The 12173-nt window shown below is 48.0% G+C and carries 12 protein-coding genes; 11 read left to right on the top strand and 1 reads right to left on the bottom strand.

Annotation, left to right across the window (positions count from 1 at the left end; translation table 11 throughout):
• The first annotated feature begins 1 nt into the window (after nt 1).
• The gene (locus BN6628_RS20720) at nt 2-562 is read left to right on the top strand and encodes a hypothetical protein (protein ID WP_068620210.1); all 561 of its coding nucleotides are present in this window, start codon (nt 2-4) and stop codon (nt 560-562) included.
• A gap of 101 nt (nt 563-663) precedes the next feature.
• On the opposite strand, the gene BN6628_RS25760 is transcribed toward BN6628_RS20720, so the two are convergent.
• Nucleotides 664-834, bottom strand: coding sequence for a DUF1328 domain-containing protein (locus BN6628_RS25760; RefSeq protein ID WP_082927000.1), 171 nt, complete (start codon nt 832-834; stop codon nt 664-666).
• Nucleotides 835-1094: 260 nt separating this feature from the next.
• On the opposite strand from BN6628_RS25760, the gene BN6628_RS20715 reads away from it, so the two are divergent.
• The 10 genes from BN6628_RS20715 to BN6628_RS20670 all read left to right on the top strand — a co-directional run bounded on the left by BN6628_RS20715 (nt 1095) and on the right by BN6628_RS20670 (nt 12115).
• Nucleotides 1095-1589 (top strand): DUF948 domain-containing protein, encoded by a 495-nt coding sequence (locus BN6628_RS20715; RefSeq protein ID WP_068622504.1) that lies wholly within the window; start codon nt 1095-1097, stop codon nt 1587-1589.
• A gap of 36 nt (nt 1590-1625) precedes the next feature.
• Nucleotides 1626-2162, top strand: coding sequence for a hypothetical protein (locus BN6628_RS20710; RefSeq protein WP_068620209.1), 537 nt, complete (start codon nt 1626-1628; stop codon nt 2160-2162).
• A gap of 215 nt (nt 2163-2377) precedes the next feature.
• Nucleotides 2378-2719, top strand: a complete 342-nt coding sequence (locus tag BN6628_RS20705) for a YflT domain-containing protein (protein WP_068620208.1) — start codon at nt 2378-2380, stop codon at nt 2717-2719.
• A 256-nt stretch (nt 2720-2975) separates the two neighbouring features.
• Nucleotides 2976-4145 carry a PP2C family protein-serine/threonine phosphatase gene (locus tag BN6628_RS20700; protein ID WP_068620207.1) on the top strand — a complete coding sequence of 390 codons (1170 nt, stop codon included), beginning with the start codon at nt 2976-2978 and terminating at the stop codon, nt 4143-4145.
• The gene (locus tag BN6628_RS20695) at nt 4142-7807 is read left to right on the top strand and encodes a response regulator (protein ID WP_068620206.1); all 3666 of its coding nucleotides are present in this window, start codon (nt 4142-4144) and stop codon (nt 7805-7807) included. The genes BN6628_RS20700 and BN6628_RS20695 overlap by 4 nt, the downstream gene beginning before the upstream one ends.
• Before the next feature lie 64 nt (nt 7808-7871).
• Nucleotides 7872-8744 (top strand): CheR family methyltransferase, encoded by an 873-nt coding sequence (locus BN6628_RS20690; RefSeq protein WP_068620205.1) that lies wholly within the window; start codon nt 7872-7874, stop codon nt 8742-8744.
• Between the two features lie 28 nt (nt 8745-8772).
• Complete coding sequence (locus BN6628_RS20685) at nt 8773-10440, top strand: response regulator (RefSeq protein WP_068620204.1); 1668 nt, start codon at nt 8773-8775, stop codon at nt 10438-10440.
• 98 nt (nt 10441-10538) lie between these two features.
• Complete coding sequence (locus tag BN6628_RS20680) at nt 10539-10877, top strand: STAS domain-containing protein (RefSeq protein ID WP_068620203.1); 339 nt, start codon at nt 10539-10541, stop codon at nt 10875-10877.
• 18 nt (nt 10878-10895) lie between these two features.
• Nucleotides 10896-11348, top strand: a complete 453-nt coding sequence (rsbW, locus tag BN6628_RS20675; protein WP_068620202.1) for an anti-sigma B factor RsbW — start codon at nt 10896-10898, stop codon at nt 11346-11348.
• The gene (locus tag BN6628_RS20670) at nt 11345-12115 is read left to right on the top strand and encodes a sigma-70 family RNA polymerase sigma factor (RefSeq protein WP_068620201.1); all 771 of its coding nucleotides are present in this window, start codon (nt 11345-11347) and stop codon (nt 12113-12115) included. Before rsbW ends, BN6628_RS20670 begins: the two co-directional genes overlap by 4 nt.
• Nucleotides 12116-12173 lie beyond the last annotated feature (58 nt).

Below are 12173 nucleotides of genomic sequence, written 5' to 3'. Positions count from 1 at the left end.
CATGCGGAAAAGATGGTTTGTCCTTATCCCGTTGGTCCTCATTATTATTGCGGTGACCGCCGTGATCCTATACATCCGGCCAACGAAGGAACTGGACCTGAAGTATACGGATCTCAACTGGAAGACCAAGATCACTAAAATGATAGATACCCGTGAGCCGGTAATCCGGATTAATGAGGAGGAGTTTAACCAGTTGGCGAAGCAAAAGCTCGTGAAGTACCTCTCGAAGGGGGAACTGCCGGTTGAGGTTACCGGGGCGGAGTTCAAGCAGCGGGGGAACCGGCTCGAAGCAGACCTTAACGGGAAGTGGGGCTGGATCCCTTTTGGAGCCAAAGCGGTCTATACGATGGAATTCACCGGAGGCCAGGTTGTCTTGACCCCGGTATCCGTTCAGATTAGAGGAATCACCTTGAGCCCTGACCAGCTGGGACTCAAACAAGTGAGCGCTCCGCCTGGCAAGGAGCTGCCAGACGTAATTAAAGTGAAGGATTTAATATTTCACGAGGATTCCATTGAAGCGAGATTATCTTTGAATTGGCTGGAAATCATGCGGATTTTATAATAAAGGAGCACAACAAAGCGGTTATCCCAAAGAGCCAGATGAGGCTTGAGGATAACCGCTTTTTGCTGTCTATTTTTAAACTAATACAAAGGGTGTTAGGTCTACATCGATCGTCCCCGGCGTCCAGTAAAGAGCGAGATGATGAACAGGACAAGGAAAATGAAGAACAGAATTTTCGCTATAGAAGCTGCTGCTGCCACAACCAGATTGAAGAATCCGAATATCCCCGCGATTAGGGCAACGACCAGAAAAATAACTGACCATTTTAACATGAAGATCATCCTTCTTTCATAGAAGATTAATAACCCAGCGCTTCGTGAATATCCGGTGTATAACCGGTTATTTACGAAATGCTCCGGTGCGGGGTATCCCGCCTCGTACTGTTCTTTAACCGGACCTTTTTTGATTGAAACAAATATGGTTTCCTGCCTGGATCAGGTAACTTTTCCCTTTGTTTCGCCGAAAACGGCTCGGGGTAACTATGGGGTAACACAGCATAAAGAGGAATGAAAGAGAGGTAATGTCGATGTCACTGATCTGGCAGATAAGTGTGGCCGTAATTGCACTGGCGTTTGTCGCCTTGGTGATTTTCCTGATCAAAACGCTTAAGGCCGCTGAAAATTCTCTGAACAAAACTTCTCAAACGCTTCAGGAAGTGCAGAAGACGATTGATGAGCTAACTTACGAGGTCAAGCAGGTGCTCAGACACGCTAATGGGATTACAGAAGATGTGGAGCATAAGATGAGGCAAATTGATCCGGTGATTGAAACAGTTAAAAATGTAGGCGAAATTCTGAATGAGGTTACCCTCAGCGCCAAACAGGTGTCTTCAGCCCTGATCGAACGCTTTAAAAGGCCCGCAGAGGACAGAATTTCAACTAAAGCGGCCGTGAAGGCTGCCGTTCAGACGCCTCATGAGAAGACGGTACAAAGCTACGATGCCACGTATTCGGATAAGAAGTCATCCGGCAGCTGGATGAAATGGATTGATATCGCTGCAAATGTCTGGCATAAATACCGGAATTAACGCCACAGACAGCAGCCTGAGGAAAGGGTGAGCTCCATGTTGAATGCACTGCTGCTGCTATTAGGATTACTGTCATCTCTTAACGGATCAACACCGACAGCTTACGACAAGGCCCTAAACCCGGACGTAAAGCTGGCAATGGGTCACGCCCAGATTCATGATAGTTCTGTAGGAAAGCGGACAGCCGCCTCACCGGTCGATGAAATCAACACGCTGAATGACGTCTCGCTTGCGGATACGCGCAAGGATGTGATCAGCAAGAAAGGGAAGCCTGTAAAAATTACGAAGGACTCCCTCACCGGATGTACAGAATATCATTATAAGGATGTAACTGTCGGATTGTTTGAGGACCAGGTGTATTATGTGCATCTTGGTGCTGGCTCCAAGGAGATGAAAGTAAACGAGCAGTGGGTAGAGCTTCAGCCTGCTTCCCTGACCCGGATATTTGGACCTGCAGATTACATAGCTGAGGACGGTGTTGTGTATACCCGTGGTTACAGTGCCATTAAAATTTATAAAAGCCCTAATGGAGGAATTCAAGGGATCGATCTGTTTGATTCCGCATCAGAGTGAATACTCACCGCCTGGCTGGGGAATTCTGTAAACCTGTTTCAATAGGCTAGGATTTGGGTTAATGGCTATGTATATGGAGCAGATTAGACATCAAGCTGAATTTACCGGATGAATATCCCTTTTATAGAAGTTGAACTAAAGAAAGATCAGGCAAAAGGGTGAAAGGTTCAACTTATATATAATCTCACAAAATTCGAAGAAGGAGTTGGCTTACGATGAGTTTGGAAAGTACTAAATCCTATGCGAAGGTTGTGCAAAACGGAGTTCAGGCGGTTGAAACCGTGAAAGAGCTCAGTTCAACAGGTTATACCGCAGAACATATTTATGTACTTGCCCACGATCAGGAACGAACAGACCGGATCGTTGACGCATCAGACGCCGAGGAAATTGGCATAAAGGAAGAGGGCGTATTTAACTCAATTGCAAATCTGTTCCGTTCAAGAGGGGATGAACTTCGTGCGAAGATCGTCTCTTTGGGATTCACCGAGACGGAGGCGGAGTTTTATGAGAAGGAATTGGATTTGGGCAAGGTGCTCGTTATTGCTGTGCGCAGCTAAATAAATACGAGTGATATATACAAATATAGATAAGGAATGGGGAAATGCCCTCATTCCTTATCTATATTTATGGATATGTATCTAAAAGAATGAAAAACTATATAAAATGAACTTTAGAATTTATATCGGGATTATTTATAGGGTGTTTACGAAGAAAATGATATAGTAAGAGGGAATGCGGACTAACTATAAACGCTTTTATTTCCATGTTCAATTTCCGCTTTGCGCAAATCTTCATCGAAGTAAGGAGTGCGTTATGAAAATTCTAATTGTGGATGATAATCCGACAAATATCATCATTGTCCGGGAAATACTCAAAAAAGAAAACTACCGGGATACGGTTGCTGTTTCCTCCGCGTTCGAGATGTTCCAGAAGCTGGGACTTGATCACGCCGGGGAGGGAGAAGTAGTCGCCCCTACTGATATAGATCTGATTTTACTTGATATGATGATGCCTGAGATGGACGGGATCGAAGCCTGCCGAATTGTGCAGCAGTACGAACAATTAAAGGACATTCCTATTATTATGGTCACAGCCGTAGGGGATTCCAAAAAGCTGGCGGAGGCGCTGGATGTCGGGGCGGTAGACTATGTCACCAAGCCGATTAACAAGGTTGAACTTATGGCGCGCATCCGGCTGGCCCTTCGCCTCAAGCAGGAGAAGGACTGGCACAAAGAGCGTGATCAGCGGCTTCAAGAGGAGCTCAGATTGGCAGGGCTTGTTCAGAATGCGGTGCTTAGCGCTCCGATTGAAGATGAATATTTTGAAGTGAACGCTTTGTACAAGCCATCTTATGAGCTGGCGGGTGATCTGTATGCCTGGTATCCGCTTGGCGAGGGGAGATATGGCATTATTCTGCTCGACATGATGGGACACGGAATCTCATCATCATTGTTCTGCATGTTCATCGCTTCCGTGCTTAAGGATACGGTAAGCACATATGTTGAGCCTGAGAAGGTGATTCAGGAGCTCAACCGGAGATTCAGCCAGCTTCATATTGAAAGCCAGCTTATTCAGTATTATTTTACAGCGATCTATCTTGTTGTAGACACGAAGTTCAAACGGATCGATTACGTCAATGCCGGTCATCCTCCAGGAATGCTGTATACCGATGAGGGTGAGCTTATCCTGCTTGATACCGGGTGCCCTCCGGTTGGGCTCTTTGACAAGATCGAAGCCCAAACCCACTCGATCTCCTATGAGGGGGAGGGACATATCGTGTTATATACGGACGGGCTTATGGAAGCCGTAGAGGGGACCCAGGATGAGCAGCTCGATTTCCTGGCCCAAAGTTTGGCCGGCTCTCACGCCTTGGATGTATCCAGAATGGAGCAGATGTTCTTTAGCGATAACGTGCCTCAGGAGCGCGAAGATGATAAATGCCTGGTGTGGATTACACTAAAAGAAGGGGAAGGCACGGAATGAGAATCCGAAGTAAACTGCTGATTGGCTTCAGCTCGCTTATGGCTATTCTGCTGATCCTTACGTTCATCGGATATGACCGGATGGACTTGATGAACAAGCAGATTGATCAGATCTATCAGCAGAGATATATGAAAATCAGAAGCTCGGGGGATATGCGGGCACAGGTTAATGAAGTTACGAAGAGAATGGCGAACCTGCTGCTTAATCCGTCGATTTCATTGGGCAGTACAGAGAAAGAGCTATTAGGGAATGTAAGCAAGGCGGATACGCACCTGGAGGCTTTAAAGAAGAGTAAGGTCAGTCCAGAGGAGCAGTTGATTATTTCCAATGTCGAGAAGGCCTGGGATGCATACAAGGCTTATCTGGATGATCAGCTTGCTTTACTGAACAAGCAAGACATGACCAAGGCTATTGAATACCGGAATGCTTATGGAGTTGATCTTCAGAGCAAGATTCTGGACAGTATTAATTCCTTAGGGACGTATCAGGACCTGCAAATTAATGAAGAAGTCCAAGTGGCTAAGTCCGCATACGAGCAGTCCATTCAGTTGACCGTAACTGTGATGGCTGCAGGGCTTCTGCTTGCACTGGGGATCATGTTATGGGTTCTGCCAAGCATAACACGGGGACTCAATACGGTGTCCATGATGATGAACAGCTTCAGCAAGGGCAAGCTTAAGGCAATCCGGCGGATCAACGTCACAACTGCCGACGAGATTGGCGATGTAGCCAGGGTATTTCAGAAGCTGTCAGAGGATCTGGATCAGAAGCAGGAGCTGGAGATGAAGTATCTGCAGTCCCAGCAGGATCAGACCTGGATTAACTCCAACCTTGCGCGTATAACAGAGCTGCTGCACGGGGTCAACTCACTGGAACAAGTGTCCCAGGTGTTTATTAACGAGTTTACCCCTATATTGGGGGGACGCTATGGCGCGATATATATCAGTAATGATGAATCCAGCCCGGATGAGCTTATGCTTACAGGGGCGTATGCTATGGATGAAGCCGTACGTCCGAAACAGTCGATCAAATTTGGCGAAGGTCTTGTCGGTCAGGTTGCAATTTCCAAAGAGCCTATTAACTTAACGCAGCTTCCGGCAGGTTATATCACGGTCCGCTCCGGGCTTGGTGAAGCGGAGCCAGCGGAAGTGCTGATTCATCCTGTATTGTTCGAGAATCAGCTGCTTGGTGTTATTGAGGTCGCGAATTTCCTCAAGTTCTCAGATGTTCAGAAGCATCTGCTCAAGGAACTGGCCAACAGTCTGGGAATTATTCTTAATAACATTATGGGCCGGCTCCGGGTAGAGGAGCTGCTGAGAGAATCCCAGACCCTGGCGGAAGAGCTTCAATGCCAGTCCGAAGAGCTGCAGAGCCAGCAGGAGGAACTCCGCCGCTCCAATGAGAATCTTGAGGAGCAGACGCTTGCTCTGAAACGCTCCGAAGAGCAGCTTCAACGCCAGCAGGAGGAACTCGAGCATTTTAATACTGAATTGATAGCCAAGACCCATGCCCTGCAGGAGCAGGTGCAGGAGGTTGAGGAGAAGAATAACGAAATCGAGAAGACGAAGATTCAGCTGGAAGAGCAGGCCAGCCAGCTTGCGCTTACCAGCAAATATAAATCAGAGTTTCTGGCCAATATGTCGCATGAGCTGCGGACCCCTCTGAACAGTCTTCTTATCCTCTCCCAGCTCTTGTCGGAGAATAAAGAAGAGAATTTGACCCAGAAGCAGAAGGAATATGCCCAAACGATCTATATGTCGGGTGCCGATCTTTTGAAGATGATTGATGAGATCCTGGATCTGTCCAAGGTGGATGCGGGCAAGATGGAAATCAATGAAGAGTCTGTCAGTCTGGAGGAGCTTGGAAAGTTCGTGGAGAGCAACTTCAAGGAAGTGGCGGCTAAGAAACAGCTGGGGCTCCAGATTGAAGTAGAGAAGGGACTGCCTGAAGCTGTGACCACGGACGGGTATCGTGTGAAGCAAATTCTCCGAAATCTGCTGTCCAATGCATTCAAATTCACTTCAGAAGGCGGCGTCAGCTTTCACATCACCCGTCCCAAGGCTGAAGAACTTCCGTTATATCTGGACCATGAAGCGCAATATCTTGCATTCACGGTGAAGGACACGGGTATTGGTATTCCAAAGGACAAAACCAAATTGATCTTTGAAGCGTTCCAGCAGGCCGATGGAACGACCAGCCGGCGCTATGGGGGCACTGGGCTTGGGCTGTCGATCAGCAGGGGACTCGCTGCTCTGCTGGGCGGGGGAATAGATCTAAAGTCTGAGGAGGGCAAGGGAAGCGAATTTACTTTGTATCTCCCGATGGCTGGCCTTAGCCAACTGAAGGACGGACTGAAAAGTGCGGCTGCCGCCGTTCAGACGATCGAACCGGCTGCAGTTCAAGAGGACTCTCCGCGTAGACATACGCAGCACTTAGCTGGCGGCATGAACGAGGTTCTTTCCGATGACCGTGACCTGATTACTCCGCAGGATAAGGTCATGCTGATCGTGGAGGATGATTTTCATTTTGCCAAAATTCTGGTGGACATGGCCAAAGCTTACGGCTTCAAGACGCTGAATGCGTTCCAAGGGGATGAGGGTCTTAAGCTTGCCAGAACCTATCTGCCGGACGCGATTATTCTCGATATTCAGCTTCCGGTTATGGATGGCTGGTCTATTCTCGGTGAGCTAAAAGGGAATCCGGACACCCGTCATATTCCAGTCCATGTGATTTCCGTTGTGGATGACGTGAAGCAGGGAATGAAGATGGGGGCTATTGCCTATCTCCAGAAGCCTTCATCCCGTCAAGAGCTGGAGCGTGCTTTTGCTCATATTGAGTCTTATATGGATAACGATCTCAAGCACCTCTTGGTGGTAGAGGATGACCAGGTTCAACGCGGCGCAATCATTGAACTGGTAGGGCATGATGATGTGGCTATTACCGCTGTCTCCACAGGTGCCGAAGCTTTGGCGGAGCTGCATAAGCAGCGTTACGACTGCATGATCCTGGACCTGATGCTGACCGATATGACCGGGTTCATGCTTCTGGATCAGATACGTGATGATGAGAACCTGCATGATCTTCCGATCATTATTTATACTGGCAAGGAGCTTGACAGCAAGGAGGAGACCCGGCTGCGCAAGTATGCGGAATCGATCATTATTAAGGATGTGAAGTCTCCTGAGCGGCTCTTGGATGAGACTACCCTGTTCCTTCACAGAGTGGAAGCCAATCTGCCGGAGGAAAAACGGAAAATCCTGCAAAAGCTGCATAACAAGGAAGAACTGTTTGAGGGCAAGAAGATCCTTCTCGTGGATGACGATGTGCGAAATGTATTCGCTCTGTCCAGCGTGCTTGAAGGGTACCAGATGGATGTTGTTTTTGCGGAGAACGGAAGAGAGGCCTTGGAACTGCTTGAGCAGCACGGGGATTTTGACCTGGTATTAATGGATATGATGATGCCGGAAATGGATGGCTACGAGGCGATGCGCCGAATCCGTGAGATCCCGCAGTTCGAGAAGCTGCCTATTATTGCCCTGACAGCTAAGGCGATGAAGGATGATCGGTTCAAGTGTATTGAAGCCGGGGCCTCCGATTATATGAAGAAACCTATTCAGACCGATCAGCTTCTGTCCTTGATGCGAGTGTGGTTGTATTCGTAAGGGCGTTTTGAGGGTAATAATAATTTAATAACTAGTATCAAGACGAACAAAGGGGATAAATTTCATGACATCAGGCAATTCCTCTGAAAATGACGTTCCTTCTCCCAGAAGCATTGATGAGAGCGAGCGTGAGACAATTGAGATAGAGCTATTGCTTGAAGGGATTCACCGGTTGTACGGCTATGATTTCCGCAATTATGCCCTGCCTTCGCTCAGAAGGCGCATCTGGCATTCCGTGCATGCCGAGAACGTGAACACCATCTCTGGTCTGCTGGAGAAAGTCATGCATGACAGAGACTGCTTCGAGCGGCTTGTCTACAATTTATCAATACCTGTAACTGAAATGTTCCGGGATCCTGAGCTGTTCCGGACATTTCGCCAGAAGGTGATTCCGATCCTCAGAACGTATCCTTATATCCGGATTTGGCATGCCGGCTGTTCAACCGGCGAAGAGGTGTACTCCATGGCGATTATACTGCATGAGGAGGGCCTTTATGAGAAGTCCAGAATCTATGCGACGGATATGAATGATCGTTCGCTCGCTCAGGCGAAAGAGGGGATTTTCAATATTCAGCGAATGCAGCTTTATACGAAGAACTATCTGGAATCGGGAGGCACCCGTTCCTTCTCGGAATATTATACAGCGAAATATAATTCGGTCCTCTTCCATCCGTTCCTTCGGAAAAATATGATTTTTGCGGAGCACAATCTGGCCACAGACCGCTCCTTTAATGAGTTTAACGTGATCTTCTGCCGTAATGTCATGATTTATTTCAATGACACGCTGCGGAACCGGGTTCACGAATTGTTTTATGAAAGCTTAAGCCGTTTTGGCGTACTTGTATTGGGCTCTAAAGAATCGATTCAATTTACAGCGTTTGCCGACAGCTATGAGCCCTTGGATACGACAGAGAAAATCTATCGTAAGATAAAATAAATTTGTCACCACAATTGAGGAGGATTCCATGGGGTATCACGAACCAATTCACATATTGCTGGTAGATGACCGCCCCGAGAATTTGCTGGCTCTGGAGGCGGTGCTCGATAGCGAGGAGTACAATCTGGTCAAAGCAACCTCGGGGGAAGAGGCTCTTAGACATTTGCTGAAGGATGAATTCGCTGTGATCGTGCTGGATGTGCAGATGCCTGGCATGGACGGGATCGAGACGGCTAAGCTGATCAAGGCCCGCGACAAGACCAAGGACATTCCGATCATATTTATTTCGGCCAACAGCAAAGAAGCGGACCAATTGTTCGCGGGATACTCGGCGGGTGCTATTGACTATATGGTGAAGCCGTTCATTCCCCAGATTTTGCGCTCCAAGATTGAGGGCTTTGTCAGCATGTATTTGACGAACAAAAAGCATAAAACCCAGTCCATGCTCCTTCATCAGAAGACACTGGAGCTTGAGCGGATTAACGAGGAACTGGTGAAGGCTAAGGAGGCAGCGGAGATTGCGGCCAAGGCCAAAACGGAGTTCCTTGCCATGATGAGCCACGAGATCCGGACTCCAATGAACGGGGTAATCGGCATGATCGATTTGCTGATGGAAACGGATCTTCAAGAGGAGCAGAAAGAGTATACGGACATTATCCGCAAAAGCGCGGATGCGTTAGTGACCGTCATTAATGATATCCTCGATTTCACCAAGATGGAGTCGGGCAAAATGGAGCTTGAGGAGACGCCATTTGAGCTACAGAGCGGAATTCAAGAGGTGTTTAACCTGTTCTCGGTGGATGCGGGGCGCAAGAACCTGGAGCTGGTGTATTTTATTGATGAACAGATACCTTCCGTCGTCTATGGGGATCAAGGCCGGATGCGGCAGATTCTGATCAATCTGATCTCCAACTCTATCAAATTTACAGACCATGGCGGGATTTATCTTGTGGTAACCCCGAAGCATGAAGAAGATGACCGGATGACTCTGGAATTTACAGTAAAAGATACCGGTATCGGTATTCCAGCTGATAAGATCGATAAATTATTCAAGCCATTCTCCCAGCTCGATTCTTCAATGACCCGTAAATATGGGGGGACCGGATTGGGGCTGGCCATATGCCGTACGCTCGTACAGCTGATGGGCGGAGATATCTGCGTCGAATCAATGGAGGAGAAAGGGGCCACCTTTACCTTCACAATCAACGTGGGGAAGTATGAGGAAGACCCGCAGGATTATACACACAAGAACGAGGAACTGGCTGAAGTGGTCCAGCTTCCGTTCTCCAAGCGGGTGCTGGTTGTGGATGACCATCCGATCAATCAGAAACTGATGCTCAGCATGCTCCGCAAGCTTGGTTACCGGGCGGACGTGGCTGAAGATGGAAGACAGGCCATTGAGATGGCCCGTCAACCGGGTGGATATGATTATATCTTTATGGATCTCCAAATGCCCGTGATGGATGGCCTGGAGGCAACCCGCCGCATTTGTGAAAATGCGGGCAAGGGCAAACGTCCTGTCATTATCGCTATGACCGCCAATGTGATGGAGGGAACCAGGAACCGCTGCCTGGAAGTCGGGATGGTTGATTATGTCAGCAAACCGGTTAAGCTCGGCAGTATCAAAAAAATATTAACTGAGTATCCAGAACCGGAATATGGGATGAACTCGCTGGAACAGGTGAAAGGAAGTTAATTCCTTGATTGCTGGCTGTTTCATAATCCGGTTTAAAGGTTATAAATTATAGAATGGCCTAGTTGATACAGAAAAACATAATTCAGGAGAGAGTGTCTATGAATACAAATAAAAATGATAAGTTCAATGCTACGACCCAAGTAGAAGGTGGTACCTGCACGGTGTACCTTAGAGGAGAATTGGATTTGTCCGTGGCGCCGGATTTCAGACAGGTGATGGAACCTCTGGTTGGGGATGGGGAACTTGACTTAGTGATGAACCTCAAAGACCTGAAATACATCGATAGCACGGGCATTGGTATTTTGTTATCTATCCTGAAGGCAAGACATGGCATGGATGCGCAGTTTTATGTTCGGGAAGTTCCCCCGCAGATCCAGAAGCTGTTTGACATGACCGGTATCGCCAAGTTTTTTGCGTCCCAGGAGAATCCCCAATAGGAAAGGATCGAAGTTAGAATGAAAGACGAAGTTCAAAGAGTTATATTACACTTACCGGCCACTGCGGATTATGTCGATATAGTCAGATTAAATTTATATGGTATAGCTTCTAAAATGGGTTTTTCCTATGAGGACATCGAAGACATGAAGGTCGCGGTTTCGGAGGCGTGTAACAATTCGGTACTTTATGCATACAAGCAGGAAGATGGTACTGTTGAAGTTACGTTTGAAATCAAGCCGGATTCATTGTCAATTACGGTCAAAGATGAAGGGGAGAGCTTTGATGCGTGGGACAAAAAAGACGATCGGGCAACACTTCATGATAAAGATCTGGAGGATGCCCAAATCGGCGGTCTCGGCTTCTATCTGATGCAGGCGCTTATGGACGATGTGAGCGTTGTGAGCGAGGCAGGGAAAGGAACCAAGGTCGTTCTGATCCGAAATCTTGCTCGCAGTGAGGAGAAAGTATGACGGATCGGCTGACTCCCCCAGAGTCTATGAACGAATCCATCGGTCTGATTTGGGAGTACCAGCAGACGAAGGACAATGAAATTGCCACCGAGCTCATCAAGAAATACGAGCCCATGGTGAAGATGGCGGCCGGGAAGATCGCCCGCAACCGTCCGGACTTATACGAAGATCTGTATCAGGTAGGCCAGATGGCATTGATTCGGCTGCTGCAGCAGTATGATATTAATCTGGGAATTCCTTTTGAACCCTACGCGATGAAGAGCATGATCGGTCACATGAAGAACTTTCTGAGGGATAAGTCTTGGTATATTCAGGTCCCACGCCGCATCAAGGAGAAGGGGGCGCTTGTACAGCAAGCCATTGACGAGCTTACAGTTAAGCTCGAGCGCTCTCCGGATGTGAAGGAGATTGCGGAGTACCTTGATCTCTCGGTCGAGGAGACGGTTGAGGTGTTGGCAGGGCGCGAATGCTACCATTACGTGTCACTGGATTCCCCGCTATCCCAAGATGAGAGTACAGCAACCCTTGGAGAATTGATCAGCTCAGATGCGAATGATTATGATACCGTGGAGAAAAGAATGGATCTGCAGCAGGCGCTTAGCCAGCTGAAGGAGCAGGAACAGAGTGTCCTCCTGCTTGCCTTCCAGGACGGTCAATCCCAGCGGGCAATAGCTCAAAAGCTGGGAGTTTCACAAATGAGCGTGTCCCGGATTCAGAAGCGGGCGACCGAGAAGCTGAAGCAGATCATGTCCAACTCAGGCTCCTGATAGATTCGTCATAGAATAGATAATGAGGAAGACACGCCTAATTCCTGTGGGAATGGCG

This window comes from Paenibacillus tuaregi, from assembly GCF_900086655.1.
Lineage (GTDB): Bacteria > Bacillota > Bacilli > Paenibacillales > Paenibacillaceae > Fontibacillus > Fontibacillus tuaregi.
Note: the sequence above shows the minus strand (reverse complement) of the source record. Positions and strands in the feature narration are given on the sequence as shown.